The organism is Oerskovia merdavium (assembly GCF_014836755.1).
GTDB classification, from domain to species: Bacteria; Actinomycetota; Actinomycetes; order Actinomycetales; family Cellulomonadaceae; genus Oerskovia; species Oerskovia merdavium.
In genome coordinates this window covers 1-17,464 of the sequence record NZ_JACSQF010000034.1, presented here as the reverse complement: position 1 = coordinate 17,464, position 17,464 = coordinate 1, and the positions used below count along the sequence as shown (strand labels likewise).

Sequence of the window (17,464 nt, the reverse complement as noted above, 5' to 3'; positions counted from 1 at the left end):
TAGGCACGATGAACATCCTTCCAGCAAGGACCACAGTCCTCACAGGTCAGGAGTCAACCGAATCCGGGGCAGTCCCACCCGCCCGAAACCTTCGAGGCCAGACTGCTCGCATCCTGGCTCCTGCACACCACCGGCCCCAGCCTGCCCCGCACCACCGCACGCCTCGCCACCCACACCCTCGAACACCACGCCCACCACGCCCCCGACCTATGGACCGCAGTCCACGACTACGCACCGAACATCAACCAGACCCAGGTGCCCGTCGACCAGGGCACAGCGCGGGTGCAGACCCTTGAGCAGCTGACCGCGCTCCCCGCCGAGTCCCTGCAGTGCTCCAGCAACCCGGGTACGGGCCCACGTACCTGCTGACCTACGACGGCGACGGCTAGATCATGTACACCACCACAGGCGGCGATCACCCCAGCTTCCTCACCGCCACGGAAGCCATCGAAGACCACGGCCCCTTCGAACTCATCCACCACGGCACCCCCGCACCCGACCTCACCGGCGGACTCGCAGACCGCGACCCGTGGGCCGCACCCGGCACCTAGGCGCTGGCGGGTGACTCCTCGCCCTGTTTGCGTTCGAGGGCGGTGCGGTAGATGTGGAGGCGTTCGACCTGGAGCTCGGAGAACAGCCGGGCCGGGGTGTCGTCCTCGGGTTGTGTGTGCAAGAAGGTCAGGATCTCGTCCTGGGTGACTTCGATCCCGGCCAGCTGGGCGCGGTCCTCGTCGTTGAGTATCTGCCAAACCTCAGCGAACGTCGGCGTACTCGTGTGGTCCTTCGGCAGACCATCGGGGGGCGAGCTCGTATCGCCGGGTGCGGCCGAGCCCGGGCGCGACATGCTGGACTCTGCCGGCCTCACGCGCCGGGGTCCTGTTCCTCGCGCCCGCCCTCGAGCAGGTTCTCGACCTCGAGGCGGTCGTAGCGGAAGTGCCCGCCCACGGTGCGGATCGAGGAGAGCGTGCCGGCCTCGGCCCAGCGACGCACGGTCCTGGGATTGACCCGGAAGATCTCCGCGACCTCACCAGAAGTCAGTAGTTGCGGGTGGGGTGTCTGGGGCATCGGGTCCTCACGTAGCCGGAAGCAGTCCCAAGCATCGTGAACCGACACTTGCCGACCAGATGGTCGGACACCCCGACGCCACACCGACTTCACCCACGCACGCTCGATCTTGACCGCTCGATCCAGACAGGGCGGCCGCAGGCCAGGTCGGGGGCGAGGTGGGCGTGGTGCTCCAACGTGTGGGTGGCGAGGCGCGCGGTGGTGCGCGGCACGCTGGGTCCGGTGGTGTGCAAGAGCCAGGACACGAGCAGCCTGGGGGTTGAGGTCGACCACCGCGACAACCCACCCGCGCGCCGCACCCAGCTACGAGCACTTGCTGACCGGCTCGACTTGATCGTGATCGACCTGTGCCAGTCGGCGGAGCCGGCTCCGCCTATTGTGGTGACGAGACCCCTGACTCGCCCAAGATGCTGGTGCGAGATCGGGGGTCTCGTCTTCGCCTGCACGCGGTAGAGCCCCAGGTTTTGCGACGTTCGACGGCGTCGTGTGCGCGCCACCACTTGACCACAGGGACGCCAAAGAGCATAGTTCATGATCAATGCTCTAGAGAGGTGTTGTCATGGATTCTGTGTTGGGCTTTCCTGTGCCGGTGATGGCTGGCCTGTTCTTGGGGTTGGTGTCGTTGCTGGCTGCCGTGCTGTTGTGGTGGGACGGGCGGCGTGTCGTTGCCCCCACGACCGCCGCTCGTCGCGCTGTGCGTCATGCATCACTTGCGAGCGGGGCTGCGGCGTTGCCGCTGGTCGTTGGGCTCGGTCTTGCCCCGATGTACTTCGTTGGTGGTCTGTTCTGGTTCGATGGGCATACTGCTGCGGTGCTTCCCATCGCTTCGCTGCTCGGTGTTCTCGGCGTCTACGCGGCAGGCGAAGCCACGTGGCCGCGGCCGCAGGGCGCGCAGAGGCTGGCGCGGCTCACCGTGCGCACCGTGGAGGACGTGGCGCCTCGAGGGCTGCAGCGTCTTGTTTGGGTGTGGTGTGCCGCGATCGCGACGGTGTCCGCGGTCTTTGGCCTCCTCGCGTCGGGGCCGCGGTCAATCTCGCGCGTGATCGCCCTGTACCAAGCTCACACCGTCGGGCCGTTCCCGGGCTGGCTATGGACCGTGCCCATCCTCGTGGCCACCATGCTGGTCGTCGTGCTCCTCGACATCGCCCTGCGCTTCATCGCTACGCGCCTAGCCATCGAGGACGTCGATGAGGGGTGGGACATGTGGCTGCGCCGGCGGGTCGCTCGGCGGATCCTGCGCACCGTGCAGGCAGTCCTCGGCTTCACCCTCGCCGGGCTGCTCGCTCTCGCAGGCTTGGCATACCGCTGGCTGGGCCTGGGCAACGGAGCCGGTTCCCATCCCGATGTACCGATCAGTCCCGAACACGTGACGGCCGGAAACGCGCTGCTTCTCGTCGCGCTCATTCTCGCCGTCGCCGCCCTCGCCGCCGCCCTGTGGCCGGCGCGCGACATCGCACCTGACTGCGCCACGATCGACGAGGCCGTCGAGGCTCGCGCATGAGCCTCGCCGTTCGGATCGACCTCGGTGCGGCGACACCTCACTACGAGCAGCTGCGCGCACAGATCGCCGCCCGGATCACCGCCGGCGAGCTCACCGACGGCCAGCGTCTACCCACTGTGCGCGCTCTGGCCAACGACCTCGGCATCGCGCCCGGAACGGTCGCGCGCACCTACCGAGACCTTGAAGCAGCCGGGCTCGTGACGACCAGGCGGCGCATCGGAACCCTCGTCACGGCACCACCCGCAACCCTCGACCGGGCTGTCGTGTCTGAGGCGGCACACCGGTTCGTCCACACCGCGCGTGACCACGCCCTGACCGATGCCGAGATCCACGATCTAGTGGCCGCGGCACTGCTCGGCACACCAACCGCCAACGGGACCACCACCCCCAATATCCACACCCACCGATACTCCGACATCGCAAAACCCTCTTCTGCTACATCGGAGTAACGGTCGGTTTTGCGGTGTGCGGCAACTGTTGTGTGGTGTCGGTAATCCATCATTCGTGGCGCAGGTCCGTGGGCTGAACGGCGGTGCGCGTGAGAGGCAGGGTTGCTAGCGAGATGACCGCGGTACCCGCGAGAACGGGGGTCAACATGGAGGCAAGGACGCGTGGGTCGACGCCGGTGCCGGTGTCGGTGATGTGGGCGAACGCGGCGATGCCGGTCGCCCCGAGACCGGCGCCAGTCCCGACGGCAATCAGCAAGGGAAAGGCGTTGGCGATGGCTTGCGCGGCGCGTAGGAGCCTCGCGGGGATGCCGACGTCATGAGGTCGGGTAACAGTTCAATGACGGTCGAACTGGTCCCCAGCGGTTCACGATCATCTTCGCTATTGTTCGGGCACGAGCAACTAGCTCGCCCAGACCGTTCTCAGCAGGGGTTAGTCGTGCACGCCTTCAGCAGTCGCAAGTCCGAACTCATCGGCGCCTCCCTTGGCGCATCGTCCCTGGGGGGAGGCGCCGATCTACGTCCCGTGCCTGGAGAACCGGCTCACACATATCGCGGGTGCGAAGGCATGAAGGTGGCCGTCACGAGGCGTGTGTTGACCGTAGCGAGCGTTCTGGGCCTGGTGGTGTTGTCCGGCGCCTGCGCTCAGACCTCACCTGACGGGCAGCCGACTGACAGCTCATCGCCCACGGCCTACGACCCGTCCGCCGAAGGGGCGGACTGGAAGCCGCAGGGGGAGGCTGCTGTCGAAAAGAGCTACCAGGACTACCTCACGTACCTGCAGAAGAGCATGCAGATCACGAATCCTCCGGACGTCGAGCTCGTTCGCTACGTCTCCGTGGATGACTGGCCGCACGTCATCTCCGAGTGCATCACCTCTGCGGGATTCCCCGTCCGCGTCAGCCAAGGTGGCGTCGTACTCGACGGAGACATCCCAGATGAGCAGGCGGACGCGATGAATCTTGCGTGGTACACCTGTCAAGCGGGATACCCAGCCGACCAGCGAACCCAGGAGCCACTCCCGCGCGTTCGCGCCGAGAAGCAGTACAACCACCTGGTTGAGAACGTGGCGCCCTGTGTTCGGGCCGAAGGTTTCGAGGTGCCGCAGGCGCCTTCGTTGGAGTCATGGCTTGACGCCTACTACACCGACGGCGCGGCGTGGGACCCGTTCACCGTCGTCGGCGAGGCGGGGCCCGAGGAGCTCGATGCGATCTACATCGCGTGCCCGCACGATGCGCCGGACCTCTACCCGGAGAGCGACTGACGGGTGCCCGGGAGACCGAATGGTGAGGGGGCGAAGAACGCGATGACGGCAGAACGTGCGGACGAGCACACCACGTATCACCCCGGTCAGGTACCGTCTGCCGAGTATCCGCGGAGCCGGCGCGGGCACAGGTCATCGCGCTGGGTGGCGACCGCCCTGCTCCTGATCGTTGCTCTTGCGGCCGGCTGGTGGGCGGCGCGGGCAACGGTGCCCAGAGCGCCCGCTGAGATGACCGAACCCACCGACATCGTCGCCACGGCGGGTACGGGTTCCGTCGGGCGCTCGCTCACGTTCAGCGTCACGATCACTCGTCCACTCGGTGCAGTTGCTTCCAACCAGCTGTCGGGCGTTGTCACCGCGACCCCTCCACTCGAGCAGGTCGCGGTCGGTGGCGAGATGTACGCGGTGGCGGGTGTCCCCGTGCGAGCCGTCGTCGGTGCAACCCCGTTCTATCGAGATCTCGTTCGTGGGGCGTCGGGTGCCGATGTCCGTCAGCTGAAGGACGCACTCGAGGTTCTCGGCTACCTGCCGCCGAGTGGGGGCGACGTGTTCACCGCGACTGTGGAGCGCGCCGTCAAGTCGTGGCAGACCTCAGCGAAGCAGACCGCCACCGGCGTCGTACGCCTCGGGGAGCTCGTAGCACTGCCTTCGCTGCCGACAGCGGTTCAACTGGGCGACGACATCGCCCTCGGAATGATGCTGACGGGCGGAGAGACCGCCGTTACGGTGCCGGTCGGCGACATCCGGTTCTCTCTGATCTTGACTCCCGACCAGGCGGCCGCCATTCCAGAGGGTGCGGCAGTCGTCGTGCCGTTCGACGACCACTCATGGAACGCCGTGGTTGCGCAAAAAACCACCGATGACAACAACCACGTGGTCCTCGATCTGGTGGCGCTCGACGGTGGCCCCGTCTGCGGCGCGGAGTGCGGCCTCGTGCCCTCGGCCGAGTCGACGTCCGTGCTCGCGACCGTGCAGGTCGTCCCGCAGGTCGAGGGCACCACTGTCCCGGTATCGGCCGTGCGCACAGGTGTCGACGGCTCGACGTACGTGCGACTGGCGGGGGGAGAATCGGTCCCAGTGACCGTTCGTGCCTCGTCCGGCGGAGTCGCGGTCGTGGACGGGATCGAGGCGGGAACAGGCGTCCTGGTATCGGACCGTCGAGGCGGCGAAGATGCTTGAGGTTCGTGACCTCTCCTTCGCGTACAGCCCGACGGCGAACGAGCTGTTCGACGGGATGTCGCACGTCTTCACCCGCGGATCGATGACCGCGGTCACCGGGCCATCAGGCCGCGGAAAGTCGACTCTGCTCTACGTCCTTGGCCTGATGCTTCAGCCGACGCGCGGCGAGATCTATCTGCGCAGCGAGCCGGTCGGCCTCGCCTCCGACAGGTCGAGGTCCTTGACGCGTGCGCGAGACATCGGGTTCGTCTTCCAGGACGCGTCGCTCGATCCCTCACGAAGCGTGCTCAGCTCGGTCATCGAGCCGGCGTTGTACGCGGGCAGGCGACGGGGGCAGGTCGCACAGCACGCAGTACTTCTGTTGGAGCAGCTCGGGGTGGGAGGTCGGAGCAGCCATCGCCCCGGCCAGATCTCTGGCGGGCAGGCTCAGCGGGTCGCGGTGGCGCGAGCGCTCATCAACGACCCTGCGGTGATCCTCGCCGACGAGCCGACCGGGAACCTGGATCGTGACAACGCCGAGACGGTCTTGACGGCGCTGAAGGGCGCGACGCTCGGCGGCAGGACGGTCGTCGTCGCGACCCACGATCCGTTCGTGCTGGACCACGCGGACGAGGTGCTCGAGCTGTGAGACTCGCGTCTCTGGTCCGAGAAGCCATCGCCTCGACCCTCGCGCAGCTCGTTCCCGCCCTCGTGATCGCGGCTCTGACCTTGGGCATGTGCCTCACCACGCTGTTGACGGTCGGTCGCACCGCAGCGGCGCAGGAGGAGGTGCAGGCCACGCTGGAGGTCGCCGGGTCGCGCATGCTCCAGATCTCGGACACCGGTGGCGACGAGCTCCTCACCCCGGCCGTCGTCGACTCGGTCGCGTCCATCGGCTCGGTCGAACGAAGCCTCGCCCGAACGACCGCGCGTGACGTCCAGGCCGCCAGCGTCGAGTCGGGCGGTGACCCCGTGCCGCTCTGGGCCGTCCGGGGTGAGCTGGCTGGTGCCGTCACGCTCGAGTCCGGCCGCTGGCCCCGGGCCGGCGAGGCGATCGTCTCGTCCGCGGGCGCCGGACTTCTCGGGTTCGACGGGCCGGTCGGCGCGCTGGAGAGCGCGGTCGGCCGCGAGTACGCGGTGGTCGGCACCTACGCGTCCCGCGACCCGTTCGGCGCCCTCGATGCAGGGGCCATCACTCCGGCAGCGGGGACAGACCACCTCCGCACCTTGACGGTGGTCATGACGAGCGCCAACCAGGTGGAGGCCAGCCAGGAGATCGTCTTGGGCATCGTCGGCGCGGCGAATCCAGCCGACCTGACCGTCGTATCTCCAGCGAACCTCGCCGAGCTGCAGGCTCAGATCGCGGGCAGCCTGGAGTCGTTCGGCGCCGGCCTGCTCGTGCTCGTCCTCGGCGCGGGCGGCACCCTCACCGGTCTCGTGGTGCTGGCGGACACGCTCGTAAGGCGCAAGGACATCGGTCGCAGGCGCGCCCTGGGCGCCACCAGAGGTGACCTCGTGATGCTGGTGACGTTGCGCACCGCGTTCCCAGCCGCCGCCGGCGCTGTGATCGGGACGGTGATCGGCCTACTTGTCACGCTGCGAATGGGCGCCACAGTGCCACCGGATTTCATCGGGGGAACGGCGATCCTGGCGCTCTTGTGTGCCGCCCTGTCTGCCATCGCCCCTGCCGTCGTTGCTGCGACCCGCGATCCCGTGAGGGTGCTAAGGACACCGTGAGGAAGAACTGTTCCTAGAAATATCGGTACATCAACAAGGGAGATACACGATGAAGATGCTGAGACGACTCACCATGGCGGCCACTGTTGCCGCAGTGGCAGCGCTGGCGCTCGCCGCGCCAGCGTCGGCCGCCCCCGACTGGTACGAATCGCTACACACCTGTGGCGTGAACTATCGATGCTCCATCACCACGAACAGCACCGCGGGTGCCACTCATCAGATCAACTATGTGACGACCGGCTCGTGGACGACGTCCGGCTTGCACAGTTCGAGCAAGGCCGTCCCCGCAGGCACCTCGAGAGCCATCGCATCGACGCCCGGCAACTTCTCGAGCAAATCGTCATCCTGCTACTGCCCAGGAGGCGCAAGCTGCCCCGTCTGAGGGACAGGACCCCTGCCGCTCGCGATGCAGGGGGCCGGCAACATCAGATGAGTGGGATCTGAGGGCCATGCTCGCGGGCCTGGGTAGCGGCGCGGGCGTGCTCTGACCTGGGAAGACGAAGGTCCTGCACCAGTTCGTCTCACACGTTGGAGCGCGTCCGCCTGTTCTCATCGTTTCAGGTTCCGTCGGTATCGATCGCGGCCACGCATCGTCATGCTCATCTCCTGGAACTGCTCGAGCAGCTCCCGGGCCTGCGCGCTCGACGCGGGTTTCGTCACCGTGCGACTGGCTCTATAGCAGTAGCTGCAACGAGCGCGGTCATGCGCGGCTTCACTGCGATCGGGCGGTGGGTCATGGCGAGCAACGGCACGACGATTCGAGGGGCCGGCGATCACGGGCAGCCCGGCTCCGCATCAGGTCGCGGCCCCCGGGCCCGACCTGGGCCAGGTTGCGCCCAGGTGCCGCCGCCGCCGACAATGCCGACCTCGAACGATCGCCTCCGGCGAACACGCGTGGTACGCTCCCCCCGACCTCCTAGGAGGTCACCCAAGGACAAGGTTCTCTTCACCCAGGGGGGGAAATGCGTAAGAGTCGCGTCGTAATTGCCGGTCTGCTCGCCGCGTTGGCAATGGGCTTTGGAGTCTCGTCAGCATCCGCAGCACCGGGCGTCTGCTCGTCGGGCTATTCGTGTGTTTGGTACTATTCGCACTACAACACGCTCGTCGGGAGTGGGGCGGAAAGCGCCGTGAGTCTGAACTCCGGCAACTTCCCAGCCGCCATCGCGAACAAGTCCAACTCCGCATGGGCAAACGGCGGCAGTTGCAACTACACCGAGTTCTGGACACAGTACCTCCAGGCAGGGTCGAAGTTCACGCTGTACAGCCAGACGCGTCTCGGCAGCAACTACCGCGATCCGCAACTCTCGAACGGTGCCGGTTTCGACGGGGCAGGCATCAACTTCGCCAACGACATCGCAAGCTATCGCTTCACGGGCTGCGCCTAGGAGTGAGAAACCGCTACGTCTTCCCTCGTCGCCTTTGGCCGGCGACCGCAATCTGCGTTGCCCTGCTCGCAGGTTGCGGCGCGTCGACGAACGCCGGCGAGGGCGCCAATGACACTGACGAACAGCAAGCAAGTAGCCCTCCCGTGAGCGGAATAGACACAACCGCGAGTGTTGATCCAGTCAACGGGGTCGTGAAGTTTCCTGGGGATCGCTACGCACAGTTAACTCTGAACGATCAGATCCTGCTGAACTTGGCCTCGAGCCATGTCGAGTCCGAATGCGCAAGCGCCGCCGGCGTTCACATCGATCCCCTCGACGTCAAGCCGTCTGCAGTGTACGACATTAGCGATCTGTTCGGGGTATGGACCTCGGACGTAGCGAACCGATTCGCATTCGTGCCGCCGATGACGCAGGCCGACATGAAGGCAAACGGCATTTCCGTCGACCGGCAGCAGGCCGACGACAGCAGCACGCGTACGGCGCGATTCTATGGTGATCTCACGAGTGATGAGCGCGCGATCGTCGATGAATGTCGCGAGAGCGACGATTGGCAGCGGTTCAACCCCGGCAATGCATACAAGCCAGGGCCATGGACTCAGCCACTTGCCGATGCCGTCGAAGACGCGCTCACGAGCGGGGAATCGAAGACGGTGATCGCTGAGTATCATGGTTGTTTAGACTCAAAGGGGCTCACGCCTGACCCAGAATCGCCGTTTGCGGTGAAGGGCGCGAACCGCACCGTGGTCTCGCAAGAGCAGATCGTCCTCGCCCTAGATGTCGTCGCGTGCAAGGACGAAACCGACATGGTGCAACGCTTAGCGGACGTTGTGGCCGAAAGGCAGGCACCAATAATCACTGAGTTCGAAGCTGAACTCGTTGCATCGCGAGTCAAACTTGACGACGCGCTCACGTCCGCACGCACGTATCTGGCTGAACGTGGAGTTCTGTGAACGACGGTAGGCCAGCAGTGGGTTCGAGGGACCTCGCTCCGGAGGGCGGTTCGCGAGCGGCATCGAGCGACCCGGCAGCGGCGGTGGAACACAGCGCAAGGGTGAGCAAGCCCCGCTGGTTGTGGGCGTGGGCGCTCGCATGTGTTCTTCTCACCGCGGCCGCCTTTTTCCTTGGTCGGGTCGTTCGTTCCCCGTGGGACGATGCAGTGGCCAACTCGACGGCAGAACCAGTGGTGACGGCCGAGGTCGCAGAACACGAGTTCGATCCCGTGGTACCGGAGGCGCGTGGCGCGGTTTCGCTTGGTGAGCTTGTCGACGTCATTCCGCTCACGTCAGAGGGTCGGCGTCTAGTCGTGACGGGTAGCGGGCTAAGCGCCGGATCAGTCGTCCGGCCAGGGCAGGTCCTAGCCGAGGTCTCCGGTCGGCCCATTATCGGTCTGGATCTGCCCTTTGCGCTGTACCGCGATCTTCGGCCCGGCGATGAAGGGCCAGACGTCACCGCCCTGCAAGACGCTCTGCGTCGCCTTGGGCACTATGCAGGGAGATCGGACGGTCACTACGGCGCGGCGACAAGTGCCGCGGTCGACCGTCTATACGATGCTCTCGGAGTATCGTCACCGGCTCCATCCCCAGAGGCTCAGAGTTCTCTGACCGCGGCTCGCAATGCGCTCCGTGAGGCGGAGACAGCCATCGGCGACTCCGCGTTGAATACCACTTCGCCCAACGTGTCGGAACTCCGGCGAATTGTCGACACTGCGGCAGTGGAGGCGGGTACGCCATTGCCAATGGCCGAGATCCAGGTTGTGCGGGCAGAGGGAGCCGAGGTGGTTTCTCTCCTAGGGGTAGGGGCGGAACTTACGCCCGACACGCCATCCGTCGCCACGTTGCGGATCGGTATCCCATCCGTCAAAGCTCGTGTGTCCGTCCAAGACTCGGAGAGCTTTACAATGGGCGCGCAGGTGGAGGTGAGCTCGGTGTCTGACGCCACGCCCGCAATGTCAGGAGTCGTGAGCGCAGTGAGCGATTTCCAGCCGGCAGGAGGCGACGGTGAAGTTCCAGGGTTCGATCTGGAGGTTTCGCTCACGGACCCAACTGAGTTGCCCTTTCAGGAAGGGCAGGGGGTGACCATTCGACCTCTTCACGCCGCCGCGCCGGTGGTTGGGCTAGCTGTACCTTTGGTCGCAGTACGGGAGGCGGGCGGAGAGCAGTATGTGTTGCTCATGAAGGAAAACTCAGCGACCAAGGTTGTCGTGGAGATCGCGGAAACCGGCGATGGCTACGCACGGGTGACAAGCGGCCTGGAAGAGGGCGCACGGGTACTCGTTAGCGGGAGCGTCGGTGAGTAGCGGTGCGCTGGACCGAGGGTCGGCGTCAAACCTGGCGATGAAGGCCCGCTCGCTAACAAAAGCGTACGACTCAGAGCCGCCAGTCGAGGTCCTTCGCGGCGTGAACCTTGATGTAGAGCGAGGCGAACGCGTGGCTATCGTCGGCCCTTCCGGGGCCGGGAAGTCGACACTGCTCAACATACTCGGATTACTAGACGAGCCCTCAGGTGGATCGTTGGAGATTCTTGGGTCTGCGACGCACACTGCGTCCCCGGCTCGAAGGGATAAACTCAGATCCGAGCTACTCGGTTTTGTCTTCCAAGATGCGCATGTGCTCGGTCACCGTACGGTCGCCGAGAACATCGAGCTCAAGCTGGCCATCCGAGGAGTTCCCCGCCGCCAGCGGTTCGGATTGATCGCAGCCATTCTCGCCAGGGTCGGGCTCAACCACCGGTCGCGCTCGTTAGGCCGGTTGCTGTCCGGGGGAGAGAAGCAGCGGCTCGCCATCGCTCGCGCCCTTGTTACAACCCCCGGTGTCTTGTTGGCGGACGAACCTACGGGGAATCTGGACGATTCTAACGCGGGGACCGTTCTTGAGCTATTCGACGAGGCCGCCAAGCGCGGTGTGGCAGTTCTCGTGATTACCCATGACTCGCGAATCGCTGACTGGGCCGATTCTTCGTACCTCCTGATTGACGGCGTCTTGTCGACGCGAAAGTAGGTTGTCACGAATGGGGAGCGCGCATTCGAGATCCGGCGACAATGAGAGCAGTGTGTCGTTACCCGTGCTAGAGCGTTGTCGCGACTTGCTTTCGGACGTAGTCCTCGAACTGACGGCTCGGCGAGGTCGTACCGTATTGATGGTTCTCGCGGTCGCACTGAGTACAGGGGCGCTCCTCGCTTCCGTAGGTATCTCGGCTACGGCCTCGAAGCAAATTAGTAGCGACATGGCCGCCGCAACTCTCGATGTGATCACCGTGAGTGTTTCGGGCCCACAGTTGGATAGCGAGACTGCACTGGGTAGTGACGACTCTGCCAGCACACCTGACCTGGCTTTCCCTGTGGACGCCGAGGATCGCGCAACTGAAGTTGATATGGTTCTTGCTGCGGGAATGCGTCTTGAAATGCCTGCGACGGGAGACGGCGGTCTTCATGCGATGCGCGCGTCTAATGGGAACGTACTTGATGCCGTCACCCTGGCCGGGGTGAGCGGCGGCTACCTGGAAGCCGCTGAGATCGAGTTGCATTCTGGTCGCACGTGGTTTCTCGACTCCGAGGAAGACGTCGTAGTGCTAGGGCAGCGGGCGGCGCAGCGTCTGGGTGTGCCGATCTCAAGTGACCCCACGGGACATCAGGTGTGGGTAGGCGCACGCCCTTTCCAGGTGGTCGATTTCGTTCGCGATTCGCCATCCCAAAGGGTGGACCTCTCGAGCGCAGCGCTTATTCCGTACGCGAGTGCGTTAGGCACGACGAGGACCGACTCTATCGCGCAGATGCTGGTGCGGGTCGCTCCCGGGTCGGGCGCGCAGGTTTCACGGGTAATCCGTACCGCGATTCGTCCCGACAATCCAAAGGAGTTGGTGGCCTCAGATGTCGCGAGCATGTCAACGCTTAGACGGGGGGTTGACACCCAACTTGATCGCTTGGCTGGCGGTATCGGCATCTTTTTGCTCTGCCTCTCGGCATTGCTAATTGCTAATTCTATGGTTGTATCAGTGGTTTCGCGCACGGGAGAGATCGGATTGCGCCGCGCTCTGGGAGCATCGCGTGCCGGCGTCTCCGCGGTATTCTGGGGCGAGGGTCTCATCCTCGGCCTCATCGGCGGAACTACCGGTAGCGCGTTAGCGTCCACGCTCGTGTTGGGCGTTTCAGCATGGAATCAGTGGTCCGTGGCGCTCGATTTCTGGCTCGTTTTACTTGGCCCGGTGATTGGTGCGATCATTGGCGTTGTGGCATCGGCGTACCCTGCCGCTCGAGCCGCGCGCATTAGTCCGGCGATTGCTGTACGAAATGATTAGAACGGTGTTTCTGCACTGTCCGGGAAGGTCGCCTTGGGAGTGGCCTTCGTCTCGCACTATTTGCGTTTGAGCGTGCCTGACGACGCGAGAGTAGTCGCCGGGTCGAGGACTTCTACGTCGTCGTGCTGTTCGTCCCAGTCTTGCAGTTGCGGGACGTCGTCGTCGAGCTCAAGGGTGGGCAAGTTCGAGCCTTCCACTTCGGCCAGCTCGGCACGTCGTCGCGATCGTCGACGACCAGATGCGCCAGCCCGAGATCCTCGCGCCGACGGTGGGGGGCCCTGCTCGTGACCGTCAAGGCCGGCACGATGGCGCGGTACGCGCTGGCGGGTACCCGGGTACCGACGCCGCCGGGCGAAACGCGGCTCAACGCAGATGAGGGTGTAGTCGGGGTCTGAAGCCGCCGGGGCGGTCTCAACCGATCAACGCACCACAGGTGGATGATCTGTGGTTGTGGAGGCCGGGATGGGTGTTGGGTCGTCGTTGTCGGCGCCGGAGCAGGTTGTGGTGTGGGAGGCGTGGGGAGAGGGTGAGTCGCTGCGGCGGATCGCTGATCGGGCCGGCCTCCAGGAGCAACAGGTGCGCCGCTGAGCCTCGACGGCGCCGTCCAAGAGGGCGGCCCGTCGGTCGCCGTCGGAGTCGGTGCGCTCGACGAACGGCCGGCCCACGAACGGGTTCTGGTGGTAGTCCGGACCGGGCATCAGCACCCACGCACCTCCCGCGGCACCGGTGAGGACCGTCCCGAGGTACGCGACATACGCGGCCCGCACCGCGCCCGCCGCCGATCGTTCTGGCCAGCCCGCCCGTGTGCTCGCACTCCGTGAGGGTTCATGCGCCGTTGTCCCGTTCCTTGCGTCTGCTGTGGAGCAGGTCTTCGACCTCGACGCGTAGGTAGCGGCGGTGCCCGCCGGTGGTTTGGATCATGGAGAGCTTGCCGGCGTCGGCCCAGTCCCGCACGGTCTTGGGGTCGACCTGGAACATCGCTGCGACTTCAGCAGTGGTCAACAGTGTCGGGGGCACCTGGAACATCGGGTCCTCACGTTGCGGGGATCGGGCCTAGGCATCGTGAACCGGCGCTTGCCGACCGGGCGGTCGGACACGCCGAGAGCTTGGGCTTCATCCGGAAACGGCCGATTTTGACCGCCCGGGCCCGCTGAGCCCCCACACGCCGCGACACGCCGGTCAAAACTCCTGGTCAAAACCTAGGGTCGGTCGAAACCTCTGGGAGGGGTTTTCGGTACGGTCACCTCATGGCAATCACGTTCGGGTACGCACGGGTCTCGACCGCGGGGCAGAACCTCGACGCACAGCGCGACGCGTTGCGCGCCGCGGGGGTTGACGACCGGCATGTGTACGTCGAGAAGGCCTCCGGTACCCGCGCCGATCGCCCGGCCCTGAGGGCGTTGCTCGAGCAGGTGCACGACGGTGACGTCCTGGTGGTGACCAAGCTGGACCGTCTCGGGCGCTCAGCCGCGCACCTTGCCCGGCTGGTGAGCGACCTGGTCGACCAAGGCGTCACGCTGCGATCGTTGACCGAGTCGATCGACACCTCCACTGCCGCGGGCAAGTTCATGGTCCACATGCTCGCTGCCCTGGCCCAGATGGAAGCTGACCTCGCTGCCGAACGCACCCGCGCCGGCCTCGAAGCAGCCCGAGCTCGCGGCCGCGTGGGCGGGCGTCCCAGTGTCATGAGTCCTGATCGCCTCGACGCCGCCAAGGCTTCGCTGGCGCAAGGGCAGTCGATCGCTGCCGTCGCCCGCGCGCTGGGCGTCTCACCCGCAACCATCCGCCGCCACGCCGTGGGGGCCGCTCCGGTACGGTTCGACGATGGGGTTTGACTGGACGAAAGCAGACCACGCGCAATTCGACACCGCGGTGGAGTTGCTGCTCGAGGCCCAGCATGACAACGGGTGGGAGACCTTCGCCCCGGACGGCCGCGGCGGTGATGGGGGCATCGACTTCTTGGCTCGACGCGCGTCGTCGTTGACGATCTACCAGCTCAAGTACTACCCGGACGGGTTCAAGTCGAGCACCCAGTCACGAAAGCGCGCGGTGCGCGAGTCGTTCCTCAAGGCGCTCGAACACGGACCGAGCGTGTGGGTCCTGGTAGTTCCGGCCAAACTCACGGTCCCGGAGCGTGAGTATGTGCTCGGTCTCAAGGCTCAGGCAGGCAGTGCCAAGCTGCGGGCGATCAAGATTCTCGATCTGCCCAAGCTCACGAAGTTGCTGGCCGAGCATCCTAAGATTCGGGACCATCTCGACCGTGACGCCGTCATGGAGGCCGTCCGTGAGCACCAGGTGGAGACGTCGATCGCGCGGGACGCAGAGCAGGTGATTGAGCGGGCCGCCAACCTTGCAGCACGCGGAAGCGACATCGACCCTGACTGGGATATGGGCATCTTCACCGCGGGCGGCCAGACTCGGGTCTTTCCCGTGCCCAAGCCTGGCCGCGAAGGACGGAGCCCTCTGGGGGTGTCCTTCGAGGTCGACCCGTCCGCTCTCGACGTTCTCACGGGCCGTTCGCTCGGGTATGGCACGGGAGAGCTCGTTCAGATTCCGCACCAAGCCATTCTCTCCGTGCAGACGTCAGGGCCCTCCTGGAACTGGTTTCCCGATGGTGTAGACATCGAGTTCCAGCCGATCATGACTGCACCGCCCGATGCCATTGTCAGCGTTGAGTTCCTCGACGCTGAGGGCCGCCCCAGCGAGCGTCACGAGGGGCGCCTCATGCATGGTGGAAGGGGGGCCGAGGGGCACAGCATCAGCGTGGAGTTCTACGGCGGGCTGCGGATGCTCCTGCTTCTTCCCAGCGCCCAGGACGTGCAGGGGTCTATCGAGGTCAAGGTCGACATCCACCGGCGACCGCCTGCGGATGCCCGCGACTCGCTAGCGCTCAACCGGCTCCTCAAGACGTGGCCAGGCAGCGTGAGGCTGGCCATCGATGACAGTCCCTTCCTCACCGGAAATCTTGACAACCACGGGACGACACTTCCCGTGGACTTCGCCATCCTTGAACAGTTCGCCGACGACTATGACGTCCTGCAACGACACGCTGGGCAACGCCGTCTGATGCCCCCGGACATCCCCGTGCTGGACCGCGTGCTGGCTCGAGTGGCCCGCATCGTTCTTGAAGGAGGATGCGCGTTCCTGCCGCCCCCGTTCGCTCTCGGTGGCACCCTGTCGATCGGCCCCGACCGTGACGTCACAGAGCTACGGGAACTTCTCACGGCTCCACCAGCCGCGTTGGTTATCCGAACGAATCCGTTCTTCCTGCCTGTCTGTGATCTTCAAGTCGACATCGGCCCCGCATACATCTACGGCCCGGACACTCGAGTGCAAGACGCAGAACGCCTTGTGCTAGCCCTGGACGAGGGCAACGCAGACGGTGCGAAGTTCAACTACCAGCCTTCACCGCAATACGGATGGCGCGTGATGCGTCGCGACATGGACGAGCTTGTGACCGACGATGCCAGCCTCATCCCGATCCCCTGGGAAGCAGTAGAGGTCGACGAGCACAGCGCTCTAGTCCCAGCTCTTGCTACCTCAGCGGCGACATCCCCTTGACCTGAAGTACAAGAGAGCCAAGGCGACGAGACCCACCTGCGCCGGCGATCTGTGCGGATGCGACAGCAGCTGGTGTGCTCGAGAACCAATCAACGAGCCGGAAGGCTGTCTATCCTCCGAGGATGGATACGGGGCAGATCGCGGAGTGGATCACGGACAGCGCATACGTCTGGGGAGCCCGCGTACAAGACCCGGCGTCCATCGAAGTTGCGTCGGGAAGTGACCTCGAAGACGACAAGGTCCTGCCGGGGGGACTTGAGGTTGCTCGGCTTACCTGGCGTGCGCTCGGGACCGCGGGAGAGCATGCCGGCTTGCTAGCTCACATCGTCGCGAGCAGTGGTGGTGGAGTGTTCGCCAAGCCGTACTTGAGCTTGGCGCGAACCACGATGCTGGGTGCTGCACGAGCACTGTACGTACTTGAGCCGGACGCACCTGCTGATAGGAGAGCCCGTGCCCTGCAGCTACTTCGCACAGAGGCGACAGACACTCACAAGGTGGTCGGCGACTGGGAGGCGTCCCGCGCGACAGGTGATCAGAGAGTGCAGGCTGCTCGCGCAGCGGCCGACCAGTTCCGGACTGAATGCGAACGAGAGTTGGTGGCTGCCGGCAAGAAGGCTGGCAGCGTGATGACGGAGACTGCATTGCTCGTGGCGGTAGCGCCACACCTTGCTGAGAAGGTGCCGGACCCCGTGGCTTCGCTCATGACCCTGTGGCGACTCTCATCAGCAACCGCTCACGCTCGGACCTGGTCCTGGAGCGCACCCCTGGAGGATGAAGACCCCATCACGCAGTACACGTCCATCTGGTCACTTCCGATGGGACTGATGGACGAAGCTTGGGACCTTTGGAACAAGCGGCGAGGATGCGAAGCCAACCCCTGATCCCTGCACCAGCATCTGGTAGCAGGTGCTAGCAGTTGCTAGACTGCTCTACGCAAGGCCCTATGTGATCTGTGTGGTCACTCAGGGGGTCTTGCACGGGACTGCCCCGGATTCGGTTGACTCCTGACCTGTGAGGACTGTGGTCCTTGCTGGAAGGATGTTCATCGTGCCTA

At 65.2% G+C, this 17,464-nt stretch carries 18 protein-coding genes and 1 pseudogene; 16 read left to right on the top strand and 3 right to left on the bottom strand.

Translation table 11 applies throughout. The annotated features are described in order from the left end of the window. Nucleotides 1-392: 392 nt before the first annotated feature. On the top strand, nt 393-551 hold the full coding sequence (locus tag H9641_RS19715) for a hypothetical protein (protein WP_191806107.1): 159 nt from the start codon (nt 393-395) through the stop codon (nt 549-551). On the opposite strand, the gene H9641_RS19710 is transcribed toward H9641_RS19715, so the two are convergent. Then, nucleotides 548-844, bottom strand: a complete 297-nt coding sequence (locus tag H9641_RS19710) for a hypothetical protein (RefSeq protein ID WP_191806106.1) — start codon at nt 842-844, stop codon at nt 548-550. The two genes, H9641_RS19715 and H9641_RS19710, sit on opposite strands and share 4 nt — an antisense overlap. Before the next feature lie 17 nt (nt 845-861). After that, on the bottom strand, nt 862-1,065 hold the full coding sequence (locus H9641_RS19705) for a BldC family transcriptional regulator (RefSeq protein WP_191806105.1): 204 nt from the start codon (nt 1,063-1,065) through the stop codon (nt 862-864). Between the two features lie 559 nt (nt 1,066-1,624). Between H9641_RS19705 and H9641_RS19700 the strand changes: the two genes are divergently transcribed. From H9641_RS19700 to H9641_RS19650, 12 genes and pseudogenes are all read left to right on the top strand, one after another. Then, a complete protein-coding gene (locus H9641_RS19700) occupies nt 1,625-2,566 on the top strand; it encodes a hypothetical protein (RefSeq protein ID WP_191806104.1) in 942 nt (313 codons plus the stop codon). Further along, nucleotides 2,563-3,015, top strand: a complete 453-nt coding sequence (locus tag H9641_RS19695) for a GntR family transcriptional regulator (protein ID WP_191806103.1) — start codon at nt 2,563-2,565, stop codon at nt 3,013-3,015. The genes H9641_RS19700 and H9641_RS19695 overlap by 4 nt, the downstream gene beginning before the upstream one ends. Before the next feature lie 565 nt (nt 3,016-3,580). Beyond that, nucleotides 3,581-4,276 carry a hypothetical protein gene (locus tag H9641_RS19690; protein WP_191806102.1) on the top strand — a complete coding sequence of 232 codons (696 nt, stop codon included), beginning with the start codon at nt 3,581-3,583 and terminating at the stop codon, nt 4,274-4,276. A gap of 228 nt (nt 4,277-4,504) precedes the next feature. Continuing rightward, nucleotides 4,505-5,455: a peptidoglycan-binding domain-containing protein gene (locus tag H9641_RS19685; protein WP_191806101.1), complete on the top strand. Its 951-nt coding sequence runs from the start codon at nt 4,505-4,507 to the stop codon at nt 5,453-5,455. After that, complete coding sequence (locus H9641_RS19680; protein ID WP_191806100.1) at nt 5,448-6,083, top strand: ABC transporter ATP-binding protein; 636 nt, start codon at nt 5,448-5,450, stop codon at nt 6,081-6,083. Before H9641_RS19685 ends, H9641_RS19680 begins: the two co-directional genes overlap by 8 nt. After that, nucleotides 6,080-7,171: an ABC transporter permease gene (locus H9641_RS19675; protein ID WP_191806099.1), complete on the top strand. Its 1,092-nt coding sequence runs from the start codon at nt 6,080-6,082 to the stop codon at nt 7,169-7,171. Before H9641_RS19680 ends, H9641_RS19675 begins: the two co-directional genes overlap by 4 nt. A 1,127-nt stretch (nt 7,172-8,298) precedes the next feature. Further along, nucleotides 8,299-8,556, top strand: coding sequence for a hypothetical protein (locus tag H9641_RS19670; protein WP_191806098.1), 258 nt, complete (start codon nt 8,299-8,301; stop codon nt 8,554-8,556). A 143-nt stretch (nt 8,557-8,699) separates the two neighbouring features. Beyond that, nucleotides 8,700-9,506: a hypothetical protein gene (locus H9641_RS19665; RefSeq protein ID WP_191806097.1), complete on the top strand. Its 807-nt coding sequence runs from the start codon at nt 8,700-8,702 to the stop codon at nt 9,504-9,506. Beyond that, a pseudogene (locus H9641_RS20955) lies at nt 9,503-10,081 on the top strand (peptidoglycan-binding domain-containing protein); the annotation flags it as partial. The gene H9641_RS19665 and the pseudogene H9641_RS20955, both read left to right, overlap by 4 nt. Before the next feature lie 210 nt (nt 10,082-10,291). Next, nucleotides 10,292-10,852, top strand: a complete 561-nt coding sequence (locus H9641_RS20420) for an efflux RND transporter periplasmic adaptor subunit (protein ID WP_225220759.1) — start codon at nt 10,292-10,294, stop codon at nt 10,850-10,852. Nucleotides 10,853-10,889: 37 nt separating this feature from the next. After that, entirely contained in the window at nt 10,890-11,552 is a 663-nt protein-coding gene (locus H9641_RS19655; protein WP_191806109.1) for an ABC transporter ATP-binding protein, read from the top strand. A gap of 10 nt (nt 11,553-11,562) precedes the next feature. Continuing rightward, complete coding sequence (locus H9641_RS19650) at nt 11,563-12,849, top strand: ABC transporter permease (protein ID WP_225220758.1); 1,287 nt, start codon at nt 11,563-11,565, stop codon at nt 12,847-12,849. A gap of 825 nt (nt 12,850-13,674) precedes the next feature. On the opposite strand, the gene H9641_RS19645 is transcribed toward H9641_RS19650, so the two are convergent. Further along, nucleotides 13,675-13,875 carry a BldC family transcriptional regulator gene (locus tag H9641_RS19645; RefSeq protein WP_191806094.1) on the bottom strand — a complete coding sequence of 67 codons (201 nt, stop codon included), beginning with the start codon at nt 13,873-13,875 and terminating at the stop codon, nt 13,675-13,677. 221 nt (nt 13,876-14,096) lie between these two features. On the opposite strand from H9641_RS19645, the gene H9641_RS19640 reads away from it, so the two are divergent. The 3 genes from H9641_RS19640 (at nt 14,097) to H9641_RS19630 (ending at nt 17,291) form a co-directional block, all read left to right on the top strand. Further along, nucleotides 14,097-14,684: a recombinase family protein gene (locus H9641_RS19640; RefSeq protein WP_225220757.1), complete on the top strand. Its 588-nt coding sequence runs from the start codon at nt 14,097-14,099 to the stop codon at nt 14,682-14,684. Further along, the gene (locus tag H9641_RS19635) at nt 14,674-16,410 is read left to right on the top strand and encodes a hypothetical protein (RefSeq protein ID WP_191806093.1); all 1,737 of its coding nucleotides are present in this window, start codon (nt 14,674-14,676) and stop codon (nt 16,408-16,410) included. The genes H9641_RS19640 and H9641_RS19635 overlap by 11 nt, the downstream gene beginning before the upstream one ends. A 122-nt stretch (nt 16,411-16,532) precedes the next feature. Then, entirely contained in the window at nt 16,533-17,291 is a 759-nt protein-coding gene (locus tag H9641_RS19630; RefSeq protein ID WP_191806092.1) for a hypothetical protein, read from the top strand. Nucleotides 17,292-17,464: the final 173 nt, after the last annotated feature.